Source organism: Nocardioides sp. URHA0020, from assembly GCF_000620705.1.
GTDB lineage: Bacteria > Actinomycetota > Actinomycetes > Propionibacteriales > Nocardioidaceae > Nocardioides.
The window spans coordinates 242,539-268,926 of the sequence record NZ_JIAR01000025.1; the positions used below are offsets into that span (position 1 = coordinate 242,539).

23 protein-coding genes are annotated in these 26,388 nt (G+C 70.8%); 13 read left to right on the forward strand and 10 right to left on the reverse strand.

Annotation, left to right across the window (positions count from 1 at the left end):
* Positions 1-31 precede the first annotated feature (31 nt).
* From N542_RS0101465 to N542_RS0101475, 3 genes are all read left to right on the forward strand, one after another.
* Entirely contained in the window at positions 32-790 is a 759-nt protein-coding gene (locus N542_RS0101465) for an NUDIX hydrolase (RefSeq protein ID WP_028642414.1), read from the forward strand.
* Between the two features lie 330 nt (positions 791-1,120).
* The gene (locus tag N542_RS0101470; protein ID WP_028642415.1) at positions 1,121-1,639 is read left to right on the forward strand and encodes a hypothetical protein; all 519 of its coding nucleotides are present in this window, start codon (positions 1,121-1,123) and stop codon (positions 1,637-1,639) included.
* Between the two features lie 23 nt (positions 1,640-1,662).
* Positions 1,663-2,061: a YccF domain-containing protein gene (locus N542_RS0101475; protein ID WP_028642416.1), complete on the forward strand. Its 399-nt coding sequence runs from the start codon at positions 1,663-1,665 to the stop codon at positions 2,059-2,061.
* On the opposite strand, the gene N542_RS22880 is transcribed toward N542_RS0101475, so the two are convergent.
* Complete coding sequence (locus tag N542_RS22880) at positions 2,002-2,919, reverse strand: EamA family transporter (protein WP_036505929.1); 918 nt, start codon at positions 2,917-2,919, stop codon at positions 2,002-2,004. The genes N542_RS0101475 and N542_RS22880 overlap by 60 nt on opposite strands.
* A gap of 74 nt (positions 2,920-2,993) precedes the next feature.
* Between N542_RS22880 and N542_RS0101485 the strand changes: the two genes are divergently transcribed.
* From N542_RS0101485 to N542_RS0101495, 3 genes are all read left to right on the forward strand, one after another.
* On the forward strand, positions 2,994-3,893 hold the full coding sequence (locus N542_RS0101485) for a LysR family transcriptional regulator (RefSeq protein WP_028642417.1): 900 nt from the start codon (positions 2,994-2,996) through the stop codon (positions 3,891-3,893).
* Positions 3,894-3,963: 70 nt separating this feature from the next.
* Complete coding sequence (locus tag N542_RS0101490) at positions 3,964-4,185, forward strand: DUF2945 domain-containing protein (RefSeq protein WP_028642418.1); 222 nt, start codon at positions 3,964-3,966, stop codon at positions 4,183-4,185.
* Positions 4,185-4,526, forward strand: a complete 342-nt coding sequence (locus N542_RS0101495) for a DUF3140 domain-containing protein (RefSeq protein ID WP_036505930.1) — start codon at positions 4,185-4,187, stop codon at positions 4,524-4,526. The genes N542_RS0101490 and N542_RS0101495 overlap by 1 nt, the downstream gene beginning before the upstream one ends.
* A 13-nt stretch (positions 4,527-4,539) precedes the next feature.
* Here N542_RS0101495 and N542_RS0101500 read toward each other — a convergent pair whose 3' ends face one another.
* The 3 genes from N542_RS0101500 to N542_RS0101510 are packed head-to-tail and all read right to left on the reverse strand — an operon-like array spanning position 4,540 to position 8,420.
* Positions 4,540-5,487, reverse strand: a complete 948-nt coding sequence (locus N542_RS0101500; protein ID WP_028642420.1) for a co-chaperone YbbN — start codon at positions 5,485-5,487, stop codon at positions 4,540-4,542.
* 9 nt (positions 5,488-5,496) lie between these two features.
* On the reverse strand, positions 5,497-6,714 hold the full coding sequence (locus tag N542_RS0101505) for an acetyl-CoA hydrolase/transferase family protein (RefSeq protein WP_028642421.1): 1,218 nt from the start codon (positions 6,712-6,714) through the stop codon (positions 5,497-5,499).
* A 17-nt stretch (positions 6,715-6,731) separates the two neighbouring features.
* A complete protein-coding gene (locus tag N542_RS0101510; protein ID WP_028642422.1) occupies positions 6,732-8,420 on the reverse strand; it encodes an acyl-CoA mutase large subunit family protein in 1,689 nt (562 codons plus the stop codon).
* Between the two features lie 155 nt (positions 8,421-8,575).
* Between N542_RS0101510 and N542_RS0101515 the strand changes: the two genes are divergently transcribed.
* Positions 8,576-10,756, forward strand: coding sequence for a choice-of-anchor J domain-containing protein (locus tag N542_RS0101515; protein WP_028642423.1), 2,181 nt, complete (start codon positions 8,576-8,578; stop codon positions 10,754-10,756).
* Positions 10,757-10,838: 82 nt separating this feature from the next.
* Here N542_RS0101515 and N542_RS0101520 read toward each other — a convergent pair whose 3' ends face one another.
* From N542_RS0101520 to N542_RS0101535, 4 genes are all read right to left on the reverse strand, one after another.
* The gene (locus N542_RS0101520; RefSeq protein ID WP_028642424.1) at positions 10,839-11,327 is read right to left on the reverse strand and encodes a MarR family winged helix-turn-helix transcriptional regulator; all 489 of its coding nucleotides are present in this window, start codon (positions 11,325-11,327) and stop codon (positions 10,839-10,841) included.
* A 122-nt stretch (positions 11,328-11,449) separates the two neighbouring features.
* On the reverse strand, positions 11,450-15,391 hold the full coding sequence (locus N542_RS28230) for a S8 family serine peptidase (protein WP_051551278.1): 3,942 nt from the start codon (positions 15,389-15,391) through the stop codon (positions 11,450-11,452).
* Between the two features lie 217 nt (positions 15,392-15,608).
* A complete protein-coding gene (meaB, locus tag N542_RS0101530) occupies positions 15,609-16,577 on the reverse strand; it encodes a methylmalonyl Co-A mutase-associated GTPase MeaB (protein ID WP_028642425.1) in 969 nt (322 codons plus the stop codon).
* On the reverse strand, positions 16,561-17,754 hold the full coding sequence (locus N542_RS0101535) for an acetyl-CoA C-acetyltransferase (RefSeq protein WP_028642426.1): 1,194 nt from the start codon (positions 17,752-17,754) through the stop codon (positions 16,561-16,563). The genes meaB and N542_RS0101535 overlap by 17 nt, the downstream gene beginning before the upstream one ends.
* 124 nt (positions 17,755-17,878) lie before the next feature.
* On the opposite strand from N542_RS0101535, the gene mce reads away from it, so the two are divergent.
* Positions 17,879-18,322, forward strand: a complete 444-nt coding sequence (gene mce, locus N542_RS0101540; RefSeq protein ID WP_036505932.1) for a methylmalonyl-CoA epimerase — start codon at positions 17,879-17,881, stop codon at positions 18,320-18,322.
* Here mce and N542_RS0101545 read toward each other — a convergent pair.
* Complete coding sequence (locus tag N542_RS0101545) at positions 18,255-18,641, reverse strand: hypothetical protein (protein ID WP_155992815.1); 387 nt, start codon at positions 18,639-18,641, stop codon at positions 18,255-18,257. The genes mce and N542_RS0101545 overlap by 68 nt on opposite strands.
* A gap of 160 nt (positions 18,642-18,801) precedes the next feature.
* Here N542_RS0101545 and ccrA point away from each other — a divergent pair, with 160 nt between their 5' ends.
* The 3 genes from ccrA to N542_RS22895 all read left to right on the forward strand — a co-directional run bounded on the left by ccrA (position 18,802) and on the right by N542_RS22895 (position 22,658).
* Positions 18,802-20,154 carry a crotonyl-CoA carboxylase/reductase gene (gene ccrA, locus N542_RS0101550; RefSeq protein ID WP_028642429.1) on the forward strand — a complete coding sequence of 451 codons (1,353 nt, stop codon included), beginning with the start codon at positions 18,802-18,804 and terminating at the stop codon, positions 20,152-20,154.
* A gap of 117 nt (positions 20,155-20,271) precedes the next feature.
* Positions 20,272-21,525 carry a hypothetical protein gene (locus N542_RS22890; RefSeq protein ID WP_036505934.1) on the forward strand — a complete coding sequence of 418 codons (1,254 nt, stop codon included), beginning with the start codon at positions 20,272-20,274 and terminating at the stop codon, positions 21,523-21,525.
* The gene (locus N542_RS22895) at positions 21,525-22,658 is read left to right on the forward strand and encodes an AI-2E family transporter (RefSeq protein ID WP_036505935.1); all 1,134 of its coding nucleotides are present in this window, start codon (positions 21,525-21,527) and stop codon (positions 22,656-22,658) included. Before N542_RS22890 ends, N542_RS22895 begins: the two co-directional genes overlap by 1 nt.
* Before the next feature lie 114 nt (positions 22,659-22,772).
* On the opposite strand, the gene N542_RS22900 is transcribed toward N542_RS22895, so the two are convergent.
* Positions 22,773-23,747 (reverse strand): EamA family transporter, encoded by a 975-nt coding sequence (locus tag N542_RS22900; RefSeq protein ID WP_036505937.1) that lies wholly within the window; start codon positions 23,745-23,747, stop codon positions 22,773-22,775.
* Positions 23,748-23,785: 38 nt separating this feature from the next.
* On the opposite strand from N542_RS22900, the gene N542_RS0101570 reads away from it, so the two are divergent.
* The gene (locus N542_RS0101570) at positions 23,786-24,322 is read left to right on the forward strand and encodes a CGNR zinc finger domain-containing protein (RefSeq protein WP_028642430.1); all 537 of its coding nucleotides are present in this window, start codon (positions 23,786-23,788) and stop codon (positions 24,320-24,322) included.
* A gap of 105 nt (positions 24,323-24,427) precedes the next feature.
* Positions 24,428-26,383: an eCIS core domain-containing protein gene (locus tag N542_RS26265; RefSeq protein ID WP_051551280.1), complete on the forward strand. Its 1,956-nt coding sequence runs from the start codon at positions 24,428-24,430 to the stop codon at positions 26,381-26,383.
* Positions 26,384-26,388 lie beyond the last annotated feature (5 nt).

The window sequence follows — 26,388 nt, forward strand, 5'->3', positions numbered from 1 at the left end:
AAGGCTTGTCGCGACCACTAGTCTGAGTCCCGTGACCGACCCCGCCACCAACGTGACCACCGTCGCGGAGGGGACCGCCCGGATCACGTGGACCGCCGACACGCCGATCGACGTGATCCGCCACAACGTGGTGGCCGCGCTGGTCGACCACGCGCGGGTCGAGGCGCTGGTCGACCCCGAGGACGAGGGCGGTCAGCGCGCCGCCACCTGGTCGGGACTGCGGCGCGAGGGCGTGATGCGCGGCGTCACCGTCGACGGCTCGCCGGTCGACCGCGTCGTCTACGCGCGCCTCACCACGGACACCCCGCTCAACGAGCCCGAGGGCTTCCGGGCCCTGCTCAACTCCTTCCTCCCCCGCAAGCGCGCGATCGGGCAGATGCTCCTGCGCGACCCCGACGGCCGGGTGCTGCTCTGCCAGCTGACCTACAAGCCGGACTGGGACCTGCCCGGCGGCGTGGTCGAGGTCAACGAGTCGCCGCGGCAGGCCGTGGCCAGGGAGATCGAGGAGGAGCTCGGCCTCGTCGTCCCCGCGGGCGAGCTGGTGCTCACCGACTGGCTGCCCCCCTGGAGCGGCTGGGACGACGCGCTCTGCCTGGTCTTCGACGGCGGCGTCCACGACGCCACGCTTACCGACTCCATCGTGCGGGAGGCCCGCGAGATCCGGTCCGCCGAGTTCTGCACCCTGGAGCAGGTCGCGGAGCGCTGCGCCGACTTCACCGCCCGCCGGATCGAGTCCGCGCTCGCCAACCTCGGGTCCGGTGGGCCGGCGTACACCGAGTCCGGTCGCTGAGGGTCTGCCCGTTTCCGCCTGCGCGGTGGGTGCGTCGCCTCAGCGACGGTTTCACCGCTGAGGCGGTGAAACTGCGGGTTCTCGTACGAAGTTGTGTCTAAGAACCCCGAGATCCGTCGGTGCACCCCCGCAACGGTGGGTTTCACCGCTTAGGCGGTGAAACTGGGGGTTGTCGCACGAAGTTCTGTCCGAGAACCCCAAGTTCCGTCGGTGCACCCCCCACCGACCCGGGTCACGGTCGCGCCCCACAGCCGGGCACCTGTCGAGACCAGCGCAGCGGCACGACCGCTCGCAGGCAGGACCGCTTGACCCTGGTGGCAGAATGATTACATGATTACAAACGAGCAGCAGGAGCGGGTGACGGGCTGGTTCGCCGGGCGTCTCCCGGCAGCGTGGCAGAGCGCCCCCGCCGTCGTAGCGGTGGACCGCGAGGAGATCACGGTCGTCCTCACCGTCGCCGACGTCGACCTCCCGGAGGCCACCGAGGCGGCCCTCGCGGAGGCGCGCACGGGTCGCGCCTCGGCGTTCCGCGAGGAGACCCGCGGGCAGCGGATGGACATCGCGCAGGAGGCGCAGCACCGGTTCGAGCGCAAGGTCTCGTGGGGTGTGTCGATCGGCGGCCACCAGGAGCTGTGGACCCACGTCTCGGCTCCGGTGATGACTCGGCTGCGCCAGCCGCAGCGACTGGTCCTCGACACGCTCGTCGACGCGGGCGTCGCCCGCTCGCGCGCCGACGCCCTCGCGTGGTGCGTCCGCCTGGTCGGCCAGCACGAGGACGACTGGCTCGCCGAGCTGCGCGACGCGATGACCGCGGTCGCGGACGTCCGGGCACAGGGGCCTGCGGCGTAGCGCGAGGCCGCTAGGTTGGCGAGGTGCGATTCGTCCTGAACGTCATCTGGCTGATGCTCTGCGGGTTCTGGATGGCGATCGGGTACGTCGTCGCCGGCGTCATCTGCTGCATCCTGATCATCACGATCCCCTTCGGGATCGCGTCGTTCCGCATCGCCGGCTACGCCCTGTGGCCGTTCGGGCGTACGGCGATCCGCAAGCCCACCGCCGGCGTCGGCTCGGCGATCGGCAACGTCATCTGGGTGGTCGTCGCCGGCATCTGGCTGGCGATCGGCCACGTGCTCACGGGCATCGCCATGTGCGTGACGATCATCGGCATCCCGCTCGGGATCGCCAGCTTCAAGATGGTCCCGATCTCGTTGCTACCGCTGGGCCGCGAGATCGTCCCGAGCGACGAGCTCGTCCACCGCTCCACCGCCTGAGGCGCGCCGCGCCGGTCGCATCGCGACCAGCACGCCGACGATGAGCAGCAGGCCGCCGGCCGCCTCGGCGGCAACGGGTCGCTGGTCGAGCAGCAGCCATGCCGACGCCATCGCCACGACCGGCGCGAGCAGCACCCACGGCACGACCGACGACGACTGGTTGCGCGACAGCAGCGTGTTGAAGACGCCGTACCCCACCAGCGAGGACAGCCCCGCCGTGTAGAGCGTCGAGAGCCCGGCCTGCCACGACAACGACGTCAGCGCGTCGCCGACGACCGCCGGCCCGTCGACCACCACGGACAGCGCGAGCAGCGGCACCGGTACGACGACCGCGGACCAGACCGTCAGCGACAGCCCGCCGGTCACGCCGGACGCCCGCGAGACCACGTTGCCGATCCCCCACGACAGCGCGCCGAGCAGGCAGAGCAGCAGCGCGACCAGGCTCACCTGACCGCCTCGTCCCACGGCCACGATGGCCAGGCCGACCGAGCCGAGGACGACGCCGGCGACCTGGGCGCCGGTCGGGATCTCGCGCAGCACGCCGGCAGCGATGAGGATCGTGAAGATCACCTGCGCCTGCAGCACCAGCGCCGCGAGACCGGGCGGCATGCCCGCGTCCATGGAGACGTAGAGGAAGCCGAACTGGCCGAGCGACATGAAGAGCCCGACCGCGGCGATCACCCGCCACGGCGCGTCCGGCCGGCGGATGACGAGGATGGCCGGGAAGACGACGAGCACGAAGCGGATCGCCACGAACAGCAGCGGCGGCACCCCCGCCATCCCCCAGTCGATCACCACGAAGTTGAAGCCCCAGATGGTGGCGACGAGGGCGGCGAGGAGCGAGTCACGGCGGTTCACGACGACCAGCCAACCCCACGATGACCATGTAGCACCAGCGAATGATCATGCATGGTTCTGTGTAGCATCGCTGCATGATCGACTTCGCCGCACTGACCAGCCTCCGGGCCGTCGACACCCACGGGACGGTCGTCGCGGCCGCCGACGCGCTCGGCTTCACCCCCAGCGCCGTCTCCCAGCAGGTCAAGCGGCTCGAGAGGCAGACCGGCGTCCCGCTGCTCGAGCGGGTCGGCCGCGGGGTGATCCTCACCGACCACGGCCGGCACCTGGTCGACGCCGGCGTCCGCCTGCTGGCCGACCTCGAGGAGGTCGAGTCGGGGCTGCACGAGCGGGCCGGCACCGTCGCGGGGCGGCTGCGGCTGACGGCCTTCTCGACGGCGATGCGCGGCCTGGTCGCTCCGGTGGTCCACGACCTGCTCGGGGCCCACCCCGACCTCAGCCTCTCGCTGACCGAGCGCGAGCCGTGGGACACCATCGACCTCGTCGCCACCGGCCAGAGCGACCTGGGCGTCGTGCACCGGTGGGGCGACGTGCCGATCACGATCCCCGACCACCTCGAGGCGACCCAGGTGGCGTACGACGTCGCCGACGTGATCGTCCCGCTCGACCACCCGCTCGCGAGCCGGGATCGGGTCAGCCCCGGCGACCTCGTCGACGAGGGCTGGATCGCCACCCCCGAGGGCACCATCTGCCGCCAGTGGCTGACCCGGATGTACGCCGGCACCGGGCGACTCCCGCGGATCGCGCACACGGCGATCGAGTTCGACTCCCACCTCGCGCTGGTGCGCGCCGGCCTCGGGATCGCCCTCGTCCCCCGGCTCGGCCGGCAGCCGCTCGGCGACCGGCTCGTCGCCGTACCGGCCCACGATCCCGAGCCCACGCGCGACGTGATCGCGGTGCACCGGCGCAGCATGGCGCAGTCGCCGGCCGTGCGCGCGGTGCTGGCGGCGCTCGCCGGCGAGGACGCCCGCTAGAAGACCCCGGGGGGAGGTTCCCCGTCGGCGCCAGGGGGTACTCCCGGGCATCGACCGAGAGGGGAGCACGATGACCGGGGACGACTTCCAGCCGGGTGACCACGTCACCTGGAGCAGCCACGGCGGCCAGGCGGAGGGCCGGGTGAAGAAGAAGATCACCTCCGACACCGAGGCCGCGGGTCGCACGGTGCGAGCGTCGGCGGACGAGCCGCAGTACCTCGTCGTGAGCGACAAGAGCGGGGGCGAGGCGGTGCACAGGCCGGAGGCGCTGACGAGGAAGGCCTCGTCCTGATGGCGGCGGACCACCGCGGCTCGGACGTCGACGCGATCTGGGCGGACTGGCAGGAGGCGGTCAACATGACCGCCTCGGAGCTCGAGAGCTGGCTGGACACCGACGACTCCAGGTCCGTGGGCCAGGACGAGGGCGGCGAGTCCACCGGTCACCGCTCCGGGCGGCGGATCGTGGAGATCCTGCGGAGCAGGAAGGGCGACCTCGGCGACGGCGACGCCCAGCACATGCGCAAGGTCGTCGGTTACGTCCACCGACACCTCGCGCAGCGGCCGTCGGGCGACATCACCGAGACCCGGTGGCGCTACTCACTGATGAACTGGGGCCACGACCCGCAGAAGTAGCCGGGCTCGGCGCTCAGAAGAGAGCGGACGCCAGGCTCTGCCGGCCCTTGAGCACCCGCGGGTCGTCGTTGCCGACGGCGCCGAAGAGCCCGATCAGGTGCTCGCGGGCCTGGTTGCGCTCGTCCCCGGACGTACGCCGCACCAGCTCGATCAGCCGGATGAACGCGTCCTCCACGTGGCCACCGAGCATGTCGAGGTCGGCGACTAGGGTCTGGGCGTCGACGTCGTCGGGGTTCGCGGCACCGGCGGCGCGCGCGGCGTTGAGGTCGACGCCCTGGGTGCGCTGGAGCACCTTCGCCATCGCCAGACCGGCTGCGGCCTCGACGTCGGCGGGGTTGGCCGTCACGAGCTTCTGGTACTCCGCGACCGCCCGGTCGATGTCGCCGTCGCCGAGCGCGTCCTGGGCCGCGGCGTACCTGGGGTCGACCGGCGGCTCACCGTCGGCCTCGCCGTCCACCGGCGCGACCGAGCGCGGCTGGTGCCGACCGGTGATGCCCTGGGTGGTCAGCTGCTGCATCACCGTGGTCAGCGCCGAGCGCAGCTCCTCGATCGGCAGCACGTCCTGGAAGAGCGGAGCCGGACGACCGTCGAGGACGGCCACCACCAGCGGGATCGACGGGATCTGCATCGCCTGCGCGATGCCGGGGGCGGCGTCGATGTCCACGAGACCGGCCAGGAAGCGCCCCTCGAACTCCGTCGACAGGGTCACGAAGTCGTCGGCCAGCTGCTGGCTCTCCGGCATCCGGGTCGGCGAGTAGAAGACGAGCAGCACCGGCGCGGTCATCGAGGACTCGACGAGTCCCTGGAAGGCCTCCTCGGTGACCTGCACGGCGTACGACGAGCCGCCGGCGGCCGCCGGCGCACCGGGCGCGCCGGGCGCGGTCGCACCCGACGGCGGAGCGGGAGCCTTGAGGCCGGACAGGTCGAACGCTCCGGGGCGCGAGAAGGGCTGCTGCGTCATGGGCCAATCCTAGAGAGCCCCGGCCAGCCCCAGCGCGACGGCCTCCTCGCGCAGCTCCTCGCGCACGCTCGGGTGCGCCGCGTGCTCGATCAGCTGGCGGGCCTGCTCGCGCTGGTCGTTGCCCGCGATCTCGGCCACCCCCTGCTCGGTGACGACGGCGGTCATCTGGAAGGACGTCACCGGCTCGTCGACGAGCGGCACGATCGTGGAGCAGTCGGCCTTGGGGTGCCACGACCGCAGCGCGATGAACGCCTGCCCCGCCGAGGAGTGCATCGCGCCGACGATGAAGTCGGTCTGACCGCCGAAGCCGGAGTGGATGCGGGCGTTGATGCGCGAGGCGTTGGCCTGGGCGAAGAGGTCGACCTGCAACGCGGTGTTGACGCTGATCATCGACGGGTTGCGCGAGATCAGCGCCGGGCTGTTCGTCACCTCGGTGCGCGCCATCTGGATGCGCTCGTTGCCGTCGGCCCAGGCGAGCAGCTCCGGCGAGCCGAAGAGGAAGGACGCGGTGATCGGCACCTCGCGGTCCAGCGCGCCGACCTTCTCCAGCGCCAGGATGCTGTCGGAGAACATCTCGGTCCACACCCGCAGGCCGCGCCGGTCGCGCAGGCCGCGCAGCGTCGCGTCGGGCACGGCGCCGATGCCGGCCTGGAGCGTCGAGCCGTCGCCGACCCGGCGGGCGACCAGGTCACCGATCCGCGCGGACGCCTCGTCGATCGCGGTGACCGGCGCCGTCGGCAGCGGACCGTCGGCCTCCACCAGCACGTCGATCAGGTCGAGGTCGACCAGCGCGTCGCCGTACGTCCACGGCATCTGGTCGTTGACCTGGGCGACCACGACTCCCCCGCGACGTCTCGCCGCCTCGAGCGCGGCCGGCAGCACGTTGACCTCGACGCCGAGCGACACCTGACCGCCCCGGGGCCGGGTCGTGTGCAGCACCACCGCGTCGGGCGGGAGCTGTCGGCCGAAGAGCGTCGGCACCATCGACAGCCGCGACGGCACGTAGCTCAGTCGGGGACTGCGCCGCATGCCCGGCCCGACGAAGGAGGTCTCCAGCGTGACGCCCTCGCGGTCGGGCAGACCCGGCTGGCCGTTGAGCACCCAGAGGCGGTACTCGTCGAGCGCGGAGTCGACGAGGCGCAGCGCGTGCCACGGGATCGCGTGGTTGCCGGAGACCACGACCCGCGGGTTCGCCGGCAGCGCGGCCAGGGCATCGTGGAGGTCCATGGCCCGACCCTAGAGAACTAGAAGCGCGCCGGCTCCCGGTACTCGCCCCACTCGGCCCGCAGCACGTCGCAGATCTCGCCGAGGGTCGCCTCCACGCGTACGGCGTCCAGCATCGGCTCGATCATGTTGCCGTCGGTGCGGGCCACCTCGACCAGGCGGGTCAGGGCCGCCGAGACGGCCTCGGCGTCGCGCACCGACTTGCGGGCCGCCAGCACGCGGACCTGCTCGACCTCGACCTCGTGGGAGACCCGCAGGATCTCCAGGTCGTGGGTGACCGACTCCTGGTGGCAGTTGACGCCGACGATCCGCTTCTCGCGCTTCTCCAGCGACACCTGGTACTGGAACGCGGCCTCGGCGATCTCGGACATGAACCAGCCCTCCTCGATGCCGTGCAGCAGGCCGCGGGTGACGAGCCACTCGCCACGACCGACGGCAGCGGCGATCTGCTCGGGCTGCTCGGAGGTCAGGGTGGAGCCGCCCATCGAGAGGATCTTGTCGAAGATCGCGGTGGCCTCGGCCTCGATCCGGTCGGTCAGCGCCTCGACGTACCAGGAGCCGCCCAGCGGGTCCGCGACGTTGACGACGCCGGTCTCCTCCATGATCACCTGCTGGGTGCGCAGCGCGATCTCGGCGGCCTGCTCGCTGGGCAGCGCGAGGGTCTCGTCGAGCGCGTTGGTGTGCAGCGAGTTCGTGCCGCCCAGCACGGCGGAGAGCGCCTCGATGCCGGTGCGGACGACGTTGTTGTAGGGCTGCTGCGCGGTCAGCGACACTCCCGCGGTCTGGGTGTGGAAGCGCAGCCACTGCGCCTTCTCGGACGTCGCGCCGTACACGTCGCGCAGCCAGCGCGCCCAGATCCGGCGGGCCGCGCGGAACTTGGCGATCTCCTCGAAGAAGTCGACGTGGGCGTCGAAGAAGAAGGACAGCCCGGGCGCGAACTCGTCGACGTCGAGGCCGCGGGAGAGCCCGAGCTCGACGTACCCGAAGCCGTCGGCCAGCGTGAACGCGAGCTCTTGCGCGGCCGTCGAGCCGGCCTCGCGGATGTGGTAGCCGGAGACGGAGAGCGGCTTGTACGCCGGGATGTTCTCGACGCAGTACTCCATCAGGTCGCCGATCAGGCGCAGGTGCGGCTCGGGGGTGAAGAGCCACTCCTTCTGGGCGATGTACTCCTTGAAGATGTCGGTCTGCAGCGTCCCGTTGAGCTTGCCGGTGTCGACGCCGGCGCGCTCGGCGGCGACGATCATCATGCAGAAGACCGGTACGGCCGGGCCGCTGATCGTCATCGAGGTCGTCACGTCACCGAGGTCGATGCCGTCGAAGAGCACCTCCATGTCGGCCGCCGAGTCGATCGCGACGCCGCAGTGGCCGACCTCGCCCAGCGACTTGGGGTCGTCGGAGTCGCGGCCCATCAGGGTCGGCATGTCGAAGGCGACCGAGAGGCCGCCGCCGCCGCGACCCAGGATCATCCGGTAGCGCTCGTTGGTCTGCTGGGCGTTGCCGAAGCCCGCGAACTGCCGGATGGTCCACGACCGGCCGCGGTAGCCGGTCGGGTAGAGCCCGCGGGTGAACGGGAACTCGCCGGGCCACTCCGAGTCGTCGGTGCCGTACGCCGGCTCGAGCTCGAGACCGCTCAGGGTCGTGAAGTCGACCTCGCGCACCCGGGACCGGTCGTAGCGGGCCTGCCACCGCGTGCGTGCGTTCTCGCTCATACCCAGATAGTAGGACGTCCTACTAAATCGACCAAGTGCACGTTTGTGCAGCACTCGACCCCTTGCTCCGGCGTCTCACTTCGGGATAGGACAGATCTCGGCGCCACCCGCCACCGCGGGTCAGCACTCGGCAGGCGCCATTCTCGGGAGGTCTCATGAAGACGTCGTTCCTACCCGCCGGAGTCGCCCTCGCCACCTGCGCGGCCGGTCTCCTCTTCCCCTTCGGCGCCGCGACCGCGACGCCCGGGGCGGTCACCGCGGCTCCACCTCGTACGCCGGCACCGAGCGACGTCCGCGAGGTGTCGCCCAACGCGAAGTTCTCCACCAAGAGGCTCGGCAACCTCAAGGCGCAGTCCAAGCTCAGCGCTCCCGCCGCGGCCCCGACGCCGACGGTCGGCACCCAGCGCCAGTGGCTGGGCCTCGACGACTTCAACGGCACGCTCTACCGCAAGGACTACACGCTGCGCGCCGTGGGCGACAAGATCGAGGTCTGGGTCGCCAACGACACCTCCTTCCCCGCCGGGGACTGCCGCGGTGCGGCCAGCACGGTCGTCACCCAGGCCCAGGTCGACCGGCTCGTCAGCGAGTTCGACGGCAACATGTACCCGAAGGAGACCGCGACCTTCAGCACGCCGCCCGACCGCGACGGCACCCACGCGGGCATCTCCGGCGACTACACCGGTGACGGCGACAAGACCGTCGCGCTGATCGACAACGTCCGCGACGACAACTACTACGACTTCCCGGCCGCCTCCACGTACATCGCGGGCTTCTTCTCCTCGCAGTTCAACGAGCTGCTCGACCGCAACGTGATGACGATCGACGCCTACGACTGGGCGCACCGCACCGGTGACAACCCGCCGGACGCGTCCACCGCCGACCCGTGCACCAGCCGGCCGGCCCGGCCCAACCTCTACGAGGGGACGTTCGCGCACGAGTGGCAGCACCTCCTGCACTACTACACCGACCCGTTTGAGGTGAACTGGATCAACGAGGGTCTCTCCGACTTCGCCCAGACGCTGGTCGGGTACGTCGACGCCACCAGGACCGTCGACCAGCCCGGGGCGGACAGCCACATCTACTGCTTCCAGGGCTTCGGCACCGTGCAGACGCAGTACAACCCCAACCCCCGCGACTGCGGCGGCGCCCAGAACTCCCTGACGCTCTGGGGCGAGGACCCCAACCCGGCAGCGGTGCTCGCCGACTACGGCAACGCCTACTCGATGATGCTCTACCTCTACGACCGGTTCGGGACCGACTTCATGTCGGCGCTGCACCGTGACGGCGAGTTCCAGGGCGTCGCCAGCCTGGCGCACGAGCTCAAGGGCGAGGGCATCAACGACGCCTACAAGGTGATCCACCAGTTCCAGTCGATGGTGCTGCTCGACAAGATCATCGGCGACGCGAAGAAGTCGATCGTCCTGGGCGTCAACAAGAAGGTCGTCACCACGCCGAGCCTGCGCTCGACGGTCAACCTCGACAACCCGGAGTCGTACGACACCCCCGGCGCCGCCCCCAACGGCGCGGACTACGTCGCGCTCCGCGGTGCTGACGGCAAGACGCTCAAGGGCAGCAAGCTGCGGTCGCTGAGCTTCAAGGGCGCCGCGACGCTGCCGACCCAGCCGCTCACCTGGTCCGTCGTGTCCGACGACCCCGACCGGGCCGGCAACCCGGTGCTCTGGTCGGGCAACGCCAACAACCTGGACTCGGCAGCGGTCACCTCGGTGACGGTGCCGACCGCGGACCCGACGCTGACCTTCGATGCCAAGTACGGCGCCGAGCTCGGCTACGACTACGCCTACGTCCAGGTCTCCACCGACGGTGGCAAGACCTACACCTCGATCGCCGGCGACCACACGGTCGACGGGCCGCTCGGGGCGGCCCTGAACGGCACGACCACGGGCTTCGAGCCGCAGTCGTACGACCTCTCGGCGTACGCCGGGCAGAGCGTGCTGCTCAGCTTCCGCTACGTCAGTGACGGGGGCGTCAACGAGGGCGGCCTGCTGGTGGACGACATCGCGGTGGGTGGCACGACGATCAGCGACGGCTCCAGCCTGGCGCCGTTCAAGTCGCCGACGCAGATCAGCCCGCAGAAGGTCCAGAACTGGAACTTCAAGCTGGTCGGCATCCGGGCGGGCAAGGTCGCGAAGGTGCTGCAGGTCGAGTGGAACGGCCGCAACCACCTGTCCCTGGACCGGCGCGACCTGCTCGCGGCGATCCCGTTCGACAAGGTGGTCGCGATCGTGGCGACCGACGACCCCTCCGAGCTGGTCCAGCAGTTCGCGCCGTACACGCTGAAGGTCAACGGCGTCACCCAACCGGGGGGCGCGTCCTGATCCCTCAGGTCTGAGCGGCACAGCACGAGAGCCGCCCGTCGCGGGTGTCCACCGCGGCGGGCGGCTCTGCACGTGCCACCGCCTAGAAGTCGCCGGCCGCCTTGCGGACCGGCGTCAGGACGTCGGAGATCGTCGCGAGGTCGGCGTCGGAGAGCGCGCTCAGCGCGAAGTCGGCGTCGACCAGGTCCTTCGTGGCCACCTCGACCAGGTCCCGCCCGCGGTCGGTGATCTCGGCGAGCACCGCCCGCCCGTCGTCGGGGTGCGCCTTGCGCTCCACCAGACCCGCCGCCTCGAGGCGGCGCACGATCGAGGTCACCGAGGTCGGGTGCACCTGCAGCCGCTCCCCCATCTTGCCCAGCGGCAGCGAGCCGCGCGACGAGAAGGTGAGCAGCACCAGTGCCTCGTAGCGGGCGAAGCTGAGCCCGTGCGGCTTCAGGATCGCGTCCAGCCGCCCGATCACCAGCTGCTGGACCCGCATCAGCGAGGTCACCGCGTGCATCGCGGGCACGCCGTCCCAGCGCCGGCCCCACTGGCGCGCCGCTTCCTCGATGGGGTCGAACGGAAGAGCCACGCGGTGACCCTAGTTGAACCCGCCACTCGCGCAGTCGTCTCGTCCCACCGTCGGGACCGGACGACGAAGCGGCCGCCCACCCGGAGATCCGGGTGGACGGCCGCGCCGATCGAGGTCGGTGCCTACTTCTTCTTCTTCTTCACGGTGTACGTGACCGTGCTGGACTTGCCCGCGTTGTAGGTCGAGTCACCTGCGTAGACCGCCTGCAGACGCAGCTTGCCGGCCTTCCGCGGGGTGAACCGCAAGGTCGCCCTGCCGCCGGACAACGTGCCCCTCGCGACGGTGGTGCCGCCGCTCTTGAGCAGCACGCTGCCGGTGGCTCGGATGCCGGCCACCGTGGCGACCGTCACCTTGGCCGTGACCGGCTTGCCCACCTTGCCGCTTCGGGCCGACAGGCTCAGGCCGACCCTCGCAGCCGCCTTCGTCGCCTTGACCGTCACGACGTCGGACGTGGCTCCCGCGTACGTCGCCTTGAACTTGAAGGTGCCGGGCTTCTTCGGGACGAAGGTGATCGTCACCGTCCCGTTGGACCCGGGCACCCCCGACCCGACCACCTTGTTGGTGGCGGTGTCGGTGACGACGACCTTGTCGGTCGGTGCGGCCGCGTCGCTCGGGTCGAAGGCAGTCGCCCTCAGCTTGACCGATGCGCCACGCACGACCGAGGACGGCGTCGCCACCAGGTCGACGGCGGGCTGCAGGTTCAGCTTCGACACCTGCGCCTTGTTGCCGGCCTTGTTGTGGAAGTGGAGCACCAGCAGCCCACGTCCACCGTCTCGGACGTAGCTCTCGGTGTCACCCGTCACCGTGAGTCCCAACCCGGGCTGGTCCTCGACCAGCGGACCGGCGCCCTCTTCGGTCACCGTCACCGCCGGAGCGAAGAGGTCCGCGGACAGCGGGTCGACCAGGTTACCGGTGGCCGGGTCGGCGCCGATGGCGTCGATGGTGCCGAGGCTGGACGACGCGAAGGTGAGCACGCCGTAGTCGACCCGCGGGTGCTGCGCGTCGATCCCGTACGGCTTCAGTGCCGCGAGGGACAGTGGGAGCATCAGCACGTCGCTGTCGAAGGTGGCCAGGTCGAGATTGCCGAACCGACCGTTCAAGAGCTCGGTGTCGACCAGGTCCCCGGTCGTGAGGTCCTGGAGATTGACGACGAACACGTCCTCGTCCGGGAGGCGGGTGTTGTACATCACCAGGTCCGACTTGCCGTCGCGGTTGACGTCGAGGTAGACCTCGAACTGCACCTTGCTGGCCGGGGTGCTGAAGACGCCCCTCGTGCTGAGGCCGATGTAGGCCATGGCACTGGCCGGCGTCGTGTAGGGCGCGTCGGACGTGACGCCGACGTACTTCAGGTCCGCACCCTTGTCAGCGGGCACTCGCACGCAGAGGTCCGTGACCACGACCGAGCAGTCGAGCGCGACCGGGCTGACAGCCTGCAGCTCGAGCCCGGCGGCGACCGAGAAGATCGAGCTGGCGCCGCTCCCCTGGTCCACGCCGACGCCGGTGGAGGTCAGGGTCCCCGTCTGCGGGTCGCCCGCGGCCAGATCGATGCGGTCGGGCTGCGTCAGCTGGGCAGCCGGGCGCGGCGCCGAGTAGACCGGGACCCGGAGCTCGGGCGCATCGGTGGTCGGCGTCAGCAGCAGGTTGCCGCTGGCGTCCGCCAAGGTCTCGAGCGGGTAGGGGTCGACGACCCCCTGCTCGAAGCGACCGTGGGTGGCGTCGACGGTCTTCGTCAGCTCGGTCGGGTCGTCGACCGTGAAGGTCACGGTGACCTCCGTGGAGCTGTCGGCGGGGACCGTCACCTGAGCCGGCGAGATGTCGTAGCTGACGCCCGGGACGGACGTGATCTCGTCGTAGCTGGTGTCGTAGGTGAGCGACGTACCTCCGGTGTTGTCGACCTTGACCGTCTTGGTCAGCGTCATCGGCTCGGTCACCTCGACGGGACCGAAGGAGACGCTCACGGCGCCCGGGTCGTCGGTGACGTACGCCAGCACGTCGTTGTCGAGCGCCGGGACCGCCTGGATGCGCCCGGAGCCGACCCGGTTCGGGGCGTAGCGGTCGCTCGTCGGTGCGGCGGAGCCGCCGACGTACAGGTTCTGGCCGGCGGTGTTCATGATGTCGGCCTTGACCTGCTCCGGAGTCCAGCTCGGGTGCTTCGAGACGACGAGCGCGGACAGTCCTGCGACCATCGGCGCCGCCATCGACGTACCGCTCTCCGTCTCGCCCTCGTCGCCGGTGCCGACCGAGGTCGAGAACACGGTGCCGCCGACCGCGGAGACGTCGGGCTTCAACCCGCCGTTGCCGCGCAGGCCGCGCGAGGAGAAGTCGGTCAGCTTGTTGTCGTCATCCGGGAACTGCTGGTTGACGGCGTTCTTGCCGGTGCCCGTCACGGTGACCGGGTGGCTGGCCTCGACGGCCGCGCGGATCGCGTCGCCGCCCGTCTTGTTGACCAGCACGCCCGGGATGACCGCCGAGCCGGTGATGCCGGCCGAGAAGGACTCCTTGTTGCTGGCGTAGACGAAGCCGATGCCGCCGGCGGCGGCGATGTTCGCCGCGCGCTGGGCCGAGCCGCACTCGAGGGCGTCGTCGGTCCAGGTGACCAGCGCGATCTTGCCGGCGATGGCGGCCTTGTCGGCCGGGCTGAAGGGCGCGTCGGTGCAGCCCGTGGTGCTGCCGGTCGGGATCACGATCTGCCCTGCGAGGTCGGGCTTCGAGTCCCAGTCGTAGGCGACCGAGCGCTCGGCGGCGAACTGGTGGTCGGTGTCCTCGTAGCTGACGTTCAGGCCGTCGACGACGCTCTGGGCGTCGAGGGAGGCGGCGACGGTGATCGCCTTGCGGGCCGAGCCCGGCGAGCCGCCGACGTCGTACAGGTCGTAGGAGTTGCCCGACGAGATCGCCATCGTGATGCCCAGGTCGGAGGCGGCGTTGGCGGCCACCGCGTCGGCGTCGTCGGGGCTGCCGAAGTCGGAGCCGAGCGACATGTTGACCACGTCGACGTGGTCGGAGGTGTCGCCGTCGCCGTTGGGGTCCGCGGCCTTGTCGATGGCCTGCGTCACGACGTCGGTGCTGCCGGCGCAGCCGAAGACCCGGAAGGCCAGGAGGCTCGCCTTCGGCGCCATGCCGGGACCGATCTTCATGTCGGCGAAGGGGGTGTCGGTGTCGTAGTCACCGGCGTAGGTCGTGCCGTCGGCGTTCTCACCGAGACCGGCCGCGCTGCCCGCGACGTGGGAGCCGTGGCCCTCGCAGTCGAGCGGGTTGGGGTCCGGGGTCGGGACCGGGTTGTACGCCGGGTCCGCCGGGTCGGCGTTGTAGTCGTCACCGACGAGGTCGTAGCCGCCGACCACCTTGGCCGTCGGGAAGATGCTGCTCGCCGAGAGGGTCGCGTCGTCGGCGTGCGCGTGCTCCGCGTCGTACGCCGCCGTGGTGCCGGGACCGCCGAAGTTGGCGTGGGTGAAGTCGATGCCGGTGTCGATGATGCCGATCGTGGTGCCCTGACCGGCGTCCCCGGTGCCCTCCCAGGCCTGCGGTGCGCCCTGGAGCGGGACGGCGTAGCTGTTCTGGTACGACTTCGGCGTGATCGGGTAGACCGCTGCCACACCAGGGATCTGCGAGATGGCGTCGTAGTTGTCGACGTTCGTCCTGACCGCGACACCCGCGAGGATGGAGTGGGTGCGGTAGATGACCGAGGTCCTCGCGGGGAGCCGGTCGATCACCGTCGACTGTGCGGTCCTGACCCGCGTCAGCTGGCTACGTCCGGCGGCCTTGGCGCTCGCCATGCTCTTGCCGGTGTCCCGCGCCTTGTCGAAGGCACCTCCGGTGGAGGTGGTGCCGAGCTCCAGCAGGAAGGAGTAGCGGCCCGTGGCCGGGATCCCTGCGGGGCGGTGGCCGACCCGCGAGCCTGAGACGCCACCAGGCAGCTTCTGCGCTCCGGCGTTGAGGGCCCGGTGGGCGGGCTCAGGGGCGGCGGAGGCGGACGGGGTGGTGACCGCCAGGGAGGCGGTCCCGAGAGAGACCGCGCCAGCGGCCAGTACCGCGACGACGCGGCGAGAGCGAGAGCTTCGAGACACGGACGAGTCCTCCAAGGGAGATCGGTTTTCAAGATCCGGTGCTTTGGCACTCAACCACGAGGATGGCCAGAAAGGGAGGGCCACGGCAGGAGAACTTCCGCCGAGCCCGCAAATCTGTCGGACGTCGTCTCATCCGATGGGTTCCTGCGAGCTGCTCCGACCTCACGGCGTCATGGAACGCCCGCAACTCCGTCTCTGCGCCGGCCCGAGCTCGGCGTCAGTCTGCGAAGGTGTCCACCAGCTCGTCCGCGGCGGCGTACGGGTCGGCGTCGCCGGCGGCGACGGCAGCGGCCAGGTCGTCGAGCTCGGAGCGGCCGTGCACGTCACCCCAGCGCTTGCGCAGCGCGGTGACCGCGATCGCCTCGATCTCGTCGCGTGCTCGGCGGGTACGACGTCGGGCGAGCTCGCCGCTGGCGGTCAGCCACTCCCGGTGGTGCTCGATCTCCGCGACCACCTCGTCGAGCCCTTCGCCCTTCTGGGCAACGGTCTTGACGATCGGCGGTCGCCACGCGCCCTCCGGCCGCTCGGCGAGCTGCAGCATCGAGCGCAGGTCGCGGCGGACCTGGTCGGCGCCGTCGCGATCGGCCTTGTTGACGACGTACAGGTCACCGATCTCGAGGATGCCGGCCTTGGCGGCCTGGATCCCGTCGCCCATGCCCGGCGCCAGCAGCACCATCGTGGTGTCGGCGAGGCCGGCGATCTCGACCTCGCTCTGCCCGACACCCACGGTCTCGATCAGGATCACGTCGCAGCCGGCGGCGTCGAGCACCCGCAGCGCCTGCGGCGTGGTCCACGACAGCCCGCCGAGGTGCCCGCGCGACGCCATCGAGCGGATGTAGACATCGCGGTCGAGCGCGTGGTCCTGCATCCGCACCCGGTCACCGAGCAGCGCGCCGCCCGAGAACGGCGAGGACGGGTCGACCGCGAGCACACCGACGCGCTTGTCCTGCTTGCGGAGCTCGGTGACGAGCGCGTTGGTCGAGGTCGACTTGCCGACGCCGGGCGAGCCGGTGATGCCGATGACCTGGGCGTGACCGGTGTGCGGCGCCAGCGCCGCCATCACCTCGCGCAGCAGCGGCGACTCGTCCTCGACGAGCGAGATCAGGCGGGCGACCGCCCGGGCCTCGCCGGCGCGGGCGCGCTCGACGAGGTCCGGGACCGAGGACGGATCAGCTCTGCGGGACACGCACGATCAGGGCGTCGCCCTGCCCACCGCCACCGCACAGGGCCGCCGCGCCGACGCCGCCGCCGCGACGCTTCAGCTCGAGCGCGAGGTGCAGCACCACGCGGGTGCCCGACATGCCGACCGGGTGGCCGAGCGCGATGGCACCGCCGTTGACGTTGACCTTCTCGTCGGCCAGCCCCAGCTCGCGCGCCGAGGAGATGCCGACGGCGGCGAACGCCTCGTTGAACTCGACGAGATCCAGGTCGGTGGGCTGGATGCCCTCCTTCTGGCAGGCCAGCGCGGTCGCGTTGGCCGGCTGGAGCTGCAGGCTCGAGTCGGGTCCGGCCACCATGCCGTGGGCACCGATCTCGGCGAGCCACTCGAGACCGAGCTCCTCGGCCTTCGCCTTGCTCATCACGACGACGGCGGCGGCACCGTCGGAGATCTGGGAGGAGGACCCGGCGGTCACGGTGCCGGTCTTGCTGAACGCCGGACGCAGCTTGCTCAGTGACTCCGCGCTGGTGTCACCCCGCACGCCCTCGTCGGCGGAGACGACCACCGGGTCACCCTTGCGCTGCGGGATCGAGACCGGCACGACCTCGTCGTCGAAGACGCCGTTCTTCCAGGCGGCCGCGGCCTTCTGGTGGGACTGAGCCGCGAACTCGTCCTGCTCCTCGCGGGTCAGGTTGGCGCCGGCGGCGTTGATCTCCTCGGTCAGCAGTCCCATGGCCTGCGTCGTCACCTGGTCGAAGAGGGCGTCGTACGCCATCGAGTCGACCAGGGGCACGTCGCCGAACTTGAAGCCCTCACGGGACTTGGGCAGCAGGTGCGGGGCGTTGGTCATCGACTCCATGCCACCGGCGACGACGATCTCGCACTCGCCGGCGCGGATCAGCTGGTCGGCCATCGCGATCGAGTTGAGCCCGGAGAGGCAGACCTTGTTGATGGTGATCGACGGGACGGTCATGGGGATGCCGCCGGCGACCGCGGCGGTGCGGGCCGGGTTCTGGCCGGCGCCGGCCAGGATGACCTGCCCCATGATCACGTAGTCGACCTGCTCGGGCTGCACGCCGGACTTCTCCAGCGCTCCCTTGATGGCGACGCCCCCGAGGTCGGCCGCCGACAGGCTCTTGAGGCCGCCGAGGAGGCGGCCGATCGGGGTGCGCGCACCCGCGACGATGACGGACGGACCGGACATGAGGAGCCTCCAGGAGATGGTGGGTGGATCTCCGGCCGACCTTACCCACGGCTCATCGGGTCGGCGAGGGTGGAAAACGTCACACGCGCTCGCCGAGACCGGCGCGCCGTACGACCATGTGGCCATGAGCCTGGACGCAGCCGCCCACCTGTTCACCGCGATCGACCACGTCGGCATCGCCGTCGCCGACCTCGACGCCGCGATCGACTTCTACGAGACGACGTACGGCATGCGGCTCGCCCACCAGGAGGTCAACGAGGAGCAGGGCGTGCGCGAGGCGATGATGGCGGTCGGCGACTCCGGCTCCCACATCCAGCTGCTCGCTCCGATCGACGAGCGCTCCACGATCGCCAAGTTCCTCGACAGCAAGGGGCCGGGCATCCAGCAGATGGCCTACCGGGTCACCGACGTCGACGCCGTCAGCGCGATCCTGCGCGAGCGCGGGCTGCGCCTGCTGTACGACAAGCCGCGCCGCGGCACCTCGGACTCGCGGATCAACTTCATCCACCCCAAGGACGCCGGCGGCGTCCTGGTCGAGCTGGTCGAGCCGGCTGCCGCTCGAGCGTGACCCAGGTGTACGTCGCCGCGAGGTCGCCGAGGGCGTCGTGGGCGGCGACGTACGCCGTGCCGAGCCGGCCGTCCTCGGTGCGGTACGGCGTCAGCACCGTCAGGACCGTCTGCAGGCGCCGTCCCACCTCGAGCAGGCCGTACTCGACCCGCTCCTCGAAGTACTCGCTGTGCTGCGGCTCCGAGGAGGGCGGCGGGCGCTCCGTCACACCCGGGACGCCGCTCGCACCTCGGCCCGAGCGCAGCATCGCCTCGATCGCGTTGCAGGCCGGCTCCCCGCGCGCGCCTCGTCGGATCGCACGTGTGCCTGGTCGTCCCACCTCGTGGTCCCTCCGTAGCAACGGGTCCCCCGTGACCCCGCTCACACCGAGCGTACGGGGCTGCCAAGAGACAGATAGATCACACGGGCTGGGCACATCTGTTACCCGTGGGTAATGTCCCGCCCAACCAGCCCGACACCTGACCCACCCAGGAGCCGACGTGCAGCACATCCTCGACGCGATCATGGCCGCCTCAGCAGACCCGCAGAGCGCGACCGCCGCTGACTTCGCCGCCCTCGAGCTTCCCGAGTCCTACCGCGCCGTGACGGTGCACAAGGACGAGGCCGAGATGTTCGCCGACCTGCGCACCAAGGACAAGGACCCGCGCAAGTCCCTCCACGTCGAGGACGTCGCGCTGCCCGAGCTCGGGCCGGGCGAGGCGTACGTCGCGGTGATGGCCTCGGCGATCAACTACAACACCGTGTGGACCTCGATCTTCGAGCCCGTCTCGACCTTCGGGTTCCTGGAGCGCTATGGCCGGCTCTCCCCGCTCGGCAAGCGCCACGACCTGCCCTACCACGTGGTCGGCTCCGACCTCTCGGGCGTCGTGCTGGCCACCGGGGCCGGCGTCACCAAGTGGGCGCCCGGCACCGAGGTCGTCGCGCACTGCCTCTCGGTGGAGCTGGAGTCGCCCGACGGCCACGACGACACGATGCTCGACCCGGAGCAGCGGATCTGGGGCTTCGAGACCAACTTCGGCGGGCTGGCCCACATCGCGCTGGTCAAGGCCAACCAGCTGATGCCCAAGCCGGCCCACCTCACCTGGGAGGAGGCTGCCTCGCCGGGCCTGGTCAACTGCACGGCGTACCGCCAGCTGGTCTCCAAGAACGGCGGCGACATGAAGCAGGGCGACAACGTGCTGATCTGGGGCGCCTCCGGCGGCCTGGGCGGCTTCGCGACGCAGTACGCCCTCAACGGCGGCGCCAACCCGGTCTGCGTGGTCTCCAACGAGGAGAAGGCCGCGATCGCCCGGTCGATGGGCGCGGAGATGATCATCAACCGCTCGGAGGCCGACCTGAGGTTCTGGAAGGACCCGCACACCCAGGACCCCAAGGAGTGGCGCCGCTTCGGCGGCATGATCCGCGACCTCACCGGCGGCGAGGACATCGACATCGTCTTCGAGCACCCGGGCCGCGAGACCTTCGGAGCGTCCGTCTACGTGACCCGCAAGGGCGGCACCATCACGACCTGCGCGTCCACCAGCGGGTACATGCACGAGTACGACAACCGCTACCTGTGGATGAACCTCAAGCGGATCATCTCCTCACACTTCGCCAACTACCGCGAGTCGTGGGAGGCCAACCGCCTCATCGCCAAGGGCAAGATCCACCCCACCCTCTCGCGCACCTACACCCTCGACGAGGTCGGCCAGGCTGCCCTCGACGTGCACCACAACAAGCACCAGGGCAAGGTCGGCGTGCTGTGCCTCGCCCCCGAGGAGGGCCTGGGGGTCCGCGACCACGAGATGCGCGCCCATCACCTCGACGCCATCAACCGCTTCCGCGGGGTCTGACCGGCCCCACGTCGACCTCTGCATCCCGGCCCGCAAATACTCGCGGGTCGGGGTGGGTTCATCGCGGTCCATCCGCCAGACTGGCTCCACACACCGACAGCAAGGAGCAGCGCCGCGATGAGCGACCAGGGACTGTCCATCTTCGACGACAACGAGCCGGAGGACGACGAGACCCGAGGAGCCGAGGACGACGCCACTCAGGTGATTCCCGTCGTGCCTCCCCGTGCGGCCACGGCACCCGCCCAGGGCGCGGCCAAGCCGTCCCCGCAGCAGGCGACCAAGCCCGCCGCCCAGCAGGCGTCCCCGAAGCCGGCCGCCGCCCCGCAGCAGGCGGCTCCCGCCCCGGTGCTGCCGCCGCGCGGGACGTCGCAGCCGACCGGGCCCGGGGCGCTCCCCGTGGTCCGCCGCGGCGGCTATGACCGCGACGCGGTCGACGCCCGGATCCACCAGCTGAGCAGCGAGAAGTCCGGGCTCGGCAACAGCCTGGCCGACTCGGAGCGACACGTGTCCGACCTGGAGAAGCAGGTCGCCGCGCTGCAGGCGGAGCTCGCCGAGAACCAGAACCCGTCGTACGCCGGTCTCGGCGGTCGCGCCTCCGCCATGCTGCGCCTCGCCGAGGAGGAGGCCGCCGAGGTCCGCGACAACGCCAAGCGCGACGCCGCCGAGATCCGCGAGCAGGCGGCCCGCGATGCGAAGGCGACCCGGGCCGACGCGAGCCGTGAGGCCGAGGACATGCGGCTGGTGCAGCTCAAGGAGCTCGACGAGAACCGCAGCCGCCTGATGGCCGACGCCGAGCAGGAGCGGTCGCTGGCCCGCAGCGAGGCCGAGGACCTGATCGCCTCCGCGAAGCGGCAGGCCGACCAGCTCCGGCTCGCCTCCGAGCAGGAGACCAACGAGCTGCGCACCTCCGCCAAGCGCGAGGCCGAGCAGCTGCGCGCCGCCGCCGACCGTGAGGTCCAGGAGGCGCGGCGCACCCTGGCCGTGGAGAAGGAGCGGCTCGCCCGGGAGGCGACCGACCACCACGCCAGCGCCACGGCGGAGACCCAGCGTCTGGTCCAGGAGGCCGAGGAGCGGGCCACGGCCGCCGAGGAGCGGGCTCGGGCGGCGACCGCCCAGGCCACCGAGCACCGGGGTCAGGCCTCGACGGAGGCGGAGGCCCTGCTGAGCCGTGCCCGCCGCGAGGCCGAGCAGATCGTGTCGACCGCCCGGGCGCAGGCCGAGTCGATCACGTCGACCGGCGCGGCCGAGGCCGAGCGTGAGCTGGCCGCGACCCGTGCCGAGGTGGACCGGATGGCCAAGCGCCGCGACGCGATCACCGCCCAGCTCGCCTCGCTGCGCGACGTGGTCGCCGGCTTCGGGGAGGACGAGTAGTGAGCGAGGCCCCGGAGACCGCTGCCTCGGCAGCACCGGAGCAGGACGAGGGCACGGCGGGCGTCCCCACGGACGACGACTACCTCGGCGAGCCGGGGCCCCCGCTCGACCACCGGGCGCCGTTCTACGTCGGCTTCGTCGGCGGCCTGGGGGTGCTGATCGCGATCTGGTTCGCGACGCAGATCCAGGCCATCGGCTCGACGCTGATGCTGATCGTCGTCTCGCTCTTCCTCGCGGCGGGGCTCGACCCGGCCGTGCGCTTCTTCGAGCGTCGCGGCATGCGGCGCTCGTACGCCGTGCTCACCGTGATCGTCGCCGTCATCGGAGCGCTCGCGCTCTTCGTGCTGGCGATCGCGCCGGTCATCGCCGACCAGGTCCGCTCGCTGACCGACAACGCACCGCAATGGCTCGAGCAGCTGCAGGCCAACCGGCGGGTGCAGCGGCTCGACGACGAGTACGACATCATCGACAAGATCCAGAAGTACGTCACCAACGGCGACTTCGCCGGTGCGCTCTTCGGCGGTGCCCTCGGGGTGGGGCTGGCCGTGCTCGGTGCGCTCTTCAACGGCTTCATCGTCACCGTGCTGACGCTCTACTTCCTGGCGTCGCTGCAGACGACGAAGTCCGCGATCTACCGCCTGGCCCCGGCCTCGCGCCGGGAGCGCGTCTCACTCCTGGGCGACCGCGTGGTGCGCAGCGTGGGCGGCTACGTCTCCGGCGCCTTCATCGTCGCGATGTGCGCCGGCATCTCGTCGCTGATCTTCCTGTTCGTCGTCGGCCTGGGCCAGTACGCCGTCGCGCTCGCGTTCGTGGTGGCCCTGCTGGACGTGATCCCGATGATCGGCGCGACCCTGGGCGCGATCATCGTCACCGCGATCGGCTTCACCGAGAACTGGAGGGTCGGGCTCGCCTGCGCGATCTTCTACATCATCTACCAGCAGGTCGAGAACTACGTGATCTACCCGCGGGTGATGTCGAAGTCCGTCGACGTCCCCGGCGCGGTCACCGTGATCGCGGCGCTCGTCGGCGCGGCGCTCTTCGGCGTCGTGGGCGCGCTGCTCGCGATCCCCACCGCCGCCTCGATCCTGATGCTCACCCGCGAGGTCTGGGTCCGGCGTCAGGACACCCGTTAGCCGGCACTTCTCAGGCGAACCTGTCACTTCTCGGGCGTTGCACTGCCCGAGAAGTGACGGTTTCACCGGTGCACCGGTGAAACCGACGTCGGGTTGAGAAGATCGACAGCCCCGCTACGGCAGCTCGATCGAGTGGTCGACGGCGGTGGTGCGCTCCCCCAGCTTGACCCCGACGACGCCCGCCAGGATCAGCAGGCCACCGAGGAGCTGGATCGGTCGCGGGAGCTCGTCGAGCAGCAGCCAGGCGAAGAGCACGCCGGCCACGACCTCGGTCAGCGCGACGAAGGACGCCAGCCGCGAGCCCAGTCGGCGACTGGCGGCGATGCCGGCGACGTACGGCACAGCAGCGGTGACGACGCCGAGCACCAGCAGCGGCACCCACCAGTCCACGTCGACACCGGCGTACGCCACCGCCTCGCGGGAGCTCTCCATCGGCAGCAGCCCGACCAGCCCGGCGAGCCCGAGGGCGAGGGCGCCGACCACCAGACCGCCGGCCGCGAGCACCATCGGCGGCATGCCGTTGTCCTCGTCGGCGGAGATCACGAAGTACGTCGCCGCGCCGACCATCGCGGCCAGGGCCCAGGCGACGCCGACCAGGTTGAGGTCGGCACCGGACAGCAGGTCGAGGACGAGCACCAGCCCGAGCGCGGCGACGGCCGCCCCGACCAGGGTGACCGGGCCCGGCCGCTGCCCGTGGCGCAGCCACATCCAGCACACGACGGCGGCCGGGGCGGTGTACTCGATCAGCAGCGCCGGGCCGACCTGCATGTGCGCGACGGCCGAGAAGTAGCAGAACTGGGCGCCGGCGACCGCGAGGACGCCGTACACCGTCACCAGTCCGAGGTTGCGGCGCAGCACCGCCCACCGGCCGCGCAGCGCGACCAGCCCGAACGGCAGCACCACCAGGGCGGCGACGCAGATCCGGATCAGCACGATCGCCCCGGGGCTCCAGCCGGAGTCCAGCAGCGGGCGCGCCAGCGGGCCGGAGAGCCCGAAGGTGGCGGCGGAGACGAGCGCGAAGGCCAGGCCGCCGGCCAGTCGCGAGCCGTGGGCGGCGCCCGGGGTCGTCACGGGTGCGTCCTGGGCCATCCTGCTCACGGTCCATGGTAACGCTGTAATCTGTCAACATGGTCTTCACGGATGACACCGCCATCATGCTGCAGGCGGCGGTCGTGCTCGCGAACTCCGGCGTCGGGACCGACACCATGACCACAGTCGAGACCCTCGACGGCTGGTACGCCGGGCACCTGCACACCGAGCACCGCGCCTCCGGCCCGGAGGAGCTCGAGAGCGTCCGGGCCGTCCGCCACCTCCTCTACGACCTCCTGAGCTCCGACCGCGACACGGCGGCCACGCGGGTCAACGACCTGCTCGCCGAGTCCGGCGCCATCCCCCAGCTGGTCCGCCACGGCGCCTGGGACTGGCACCTGCACGGTGTCTCGGCCGACGCCGACCCCGCGACCCGGATCGTCGTGGACACCGCGATGGCGATGATCGACGTCGTGCGCGACGACGAGCTCGACCGGTTCGGCATCTGCGCCGACGAGACCTGCACCGGCATCGTCCTCGACCTCTCCCGCAACCGCTCGCGACGCTTCTGCTCCACCGCCTGCGGCAACCGCAACGCCGTCGCGGCGTACCGCGCCCGCCAGGCCAGGGACTGACCGACGGAAATGGCCCGGACGGGCCATCCCGCGCGTGGGCCCCGATCGCTAGCGTCGTACCCCGGGGAAATGTCCCTGTCCGCCACCCCACTCGGAGAACTCGGGATGCACGCAGGTTCGATCCACGCTGAGCCGGAGCACGAGGAGCGGCCCGAGGCCGCCTTCGCGCAGGACGCTGCGCCCGCCGCGCCGGTGCCGCTGGTCGTGGGCGCCGCCGACGACCGCGCCGAGATCGACGCCGACCGGCGCGCCGACGCAGCCCTCGCGCGCCTCTCCCCCGCCGGCGAGCACGGCCACGAGCACGCCGTACGCCGGTCCGCGGGCGCGTCCACCGGATCCATCGGCCTGGCCGGGGGCGCGCTCGACGGGGAGACCCAGGGGCGGCTCTCGTCGCGGCTGGGTCGCGGCGGGGCCCTCGACGCGTCGGTGCGCCGGCGGATGGAGGACGGGTTCGGTCGCTCGTTCGCCAACGTCAACGTGCACACCGACAGCGAGGCCGACGCGCTGTCGCGGCAGATGTCCGCGACGGCGTTCACGGTCGGCAACGACCTGTTCTTCTCCCGGGGCTCCTACCGCCCCGGCGACGCGTCCGGCGACCGGCTGATCGCGCACGAGCTCGCCCACGTGGAGCAGGAGGCCGGTGGCGCCCACCGGACGGTGCACCGTGCCGTCGGCTTCGAGTTCGAGACCAATGTGATGGTCAAGAAGAAGGTGAAGAAGACGTTGGGGTCGTCATTCGTCCCCTACAAGAAGACCGACGTGCTCAAGCAGTACACCGGCTTCCGGATGGAGGCGGACGAGCACTCGACGCTCGGCTCATCGATCGAGTTCGTCATTGATCCCCCGGTGCCCGAGGCCGACCGTGACAAGCTGGTCACGATCATGACCGACCTCCAGGAGGTCGTTGACAAGCTGGAGACCTCGGCGCGGCTGCCCGCGGCCAAGAAGATGGACACCAAGAACGACGCGAAGTACGACAAGCAGGTGAGGTCCTTCCAGAAGAAGGGGCAGAAGCTCAAGGATCGGGGCTACACCGACGAGCAGGTGGTCGACGAGATCGGTGACCACAGGTCCCTGCAGGTGGACCGGACCCCATCACTGACTTTCGCCGACGCGGGAGTCGCGGGCGCCGATCCCGCGGCGTGGATCCAGCCCCGCCGGCCCATCTTCGCCAATCCCCAGGTCACCGGCGGCATCGGCTTCGACAAGCTCATCGACCTGCTCTCGCAGGTCGGCGGCGGCGACACGCAGGGCCTCAAGCCAGCCGCCGCCGCCGGTGCGACCAAGCTCGATGGCACGTCGGCACGCGCGACATCGCTGGTCCGTTTCGCCGATCGGGCGAAGTCGACCGTACCGCCGGACGGCTTGCCGAAGAAGCCCAGCAAGGAGTTGCAGGGACTCGCTGCGACGCTCGCGATGTACCTCGACAAGGGTGCGTACGTCAGCGACGACCAGACGCCGCCGCTGGACTACGCCAAGTTGATCTCGGGCTCAATCATGATGCGGACCGACTTCGGCTCGATGGTCAAGAAGTTGCCGAAGGACGAGCAGATCGCCATCGCCGAGGCACCGTTCGACTTCTCGGACTGGGTGCTCGGCATCGCCGAGCTCACCGGCAAGGGCGCCGCACCGGTCTTCGAGCGCGGCATCCTCAAGGACTACCACCAGGGACTGCAGGGCGGGAAGGATGACACCGCCGCACTCCAGATCGACCGAGACCGGTGGCTGCTCGGCATCGCCACCCGTTGCCACGACGCGCTGTCGGCGAAGACCAACACGGCGCTCAGCCACAAGCTTGAGGGGCTGGGCCGCCTCGGCAACACCTTTGACGAGGTGGGCGGTGAGGAGTGGGACCCGCAGCAGCCGCCGACCGGCGTGGTCATGGAGTTCCGCAAGATGCAGACCGGGGTCGACTCCAACCAGTGGTCGCAGCTCGCGCTCAGCGTCTTCGACTACATCGTCGGGCTCAACGCCGGAACCAACAATGCACCGAAGGCCAAGCCGACGGCCAAGAAGTCCAAGCGGGTGAAGAAGTCTTCAGTCGAGAACGCCACGGTGTGAGCCTC

What these genes read in the sequence shown, in the direction of transcription:
- N542_RS0101470 (WP_028642415.1), top strand. Translation starts at nt 1,121, where the DNA reads ATGATTACAAACGAGCAGCAGGAGCGGGTGACGGGCTGGTTCGCCGGG.
- N542_RS0101485 (WP_028642417.1), top strand. Translation starts at nt 2,994, where the DNA reads ATGATCGACTTCGCCGCACTGACCAGCCTCCGGGCCGTCGACACCCAC.
- N542_RS0101490 (WP_028642418.1), top strand. Translation starts at nt 3,964, where the DNA reads ATGACCGGGGACGACTTCCAGCCGGGTGACCACGTCACCTGGAGCAGC.
- N542_RS0101495 (WP_036505930.1), top strand. Translation starts at nt 4,185, where the DNA reads ATGGCGGCGGACCACCGCGGCTCGGACGTCGACGCGATCTGGGCGGAC.
- N542_RS0101500 (WP_028642420.1), bottom strand. Translation starts at nt 5,487, where the DNA reads ATGACGCAGCAGCCCTTCTCGCGCCCCGGAGCGTTCGACCTGTCCGGC.
- N542_RS0101505 (WP_028642421.1), bottom strand. Translation starts at nt 6,714, where the DNA reads ATGGACCTCCACGATGCCCTGGCCGCGCTGCCGGCGAACCCGCGGGTC.
- N542_RS0101510 (WP_028642422.1), bottom strand. Translation starts at nt 8,420, where the DNA reads ATGAGCGAGAACGCACGCACGCGGTGGCAGGCCCGCTACGACCGGTCC.
- N542_RS0101515 (WP_028642423.1), top strand. Translation starts at nt 8,576, where the DNA reads ATGAAGACGTCGTTCCTACCCGCCGGAGTCGCCCTCGCCACCTGCGCG.
- N542_RS0101535 (WP_028642426.1), bottom strand. Translation starts at nt 17,754, where the DNA reads ATGTCCGGTCCGTCCGTCATCGTCGCGGGTGCGCGCACCCCGATCGGC.
- mce (WP_036505932.1), top strand. Translation starts at nt 17,879, where the DNA reads ATGAGCCTGGACGCAGCCGCCCACCTGTTCACCGCGATCGACCACGTC.
- N542_RS22890 (WP_036505934.1), top strand. Translation starts at nt 20,272, where the DNA reads ATGAGCGACCAGGGACTGTCCATCTTCGACGACAACGAGCCGGAGGAC.
- N542_RS22900 (WP_036505937.1), bottom strand. Translation starts at nt 23,747, where the DNA reads ATGGCCCAGGACGCACCCGTGACGACCCCGGGCGCCGCCCACGGCTCG.
- N542_RS0101570 (WP_028642430.1), top strand. Translation starts at nt 23,786, where the DNA reads ATGGTCTTCACGGATGACACCGCCATCATGCTGCAGGCGGCGGTCGTG.
- N542_RS26265 (WP_051551280.1), top strand. Translation starts at nt 24,428, where the DNA reads ATGCACGCAGGTTCGATCCACGCTGAGCCGGAGCACGAGGAGCGGCCC.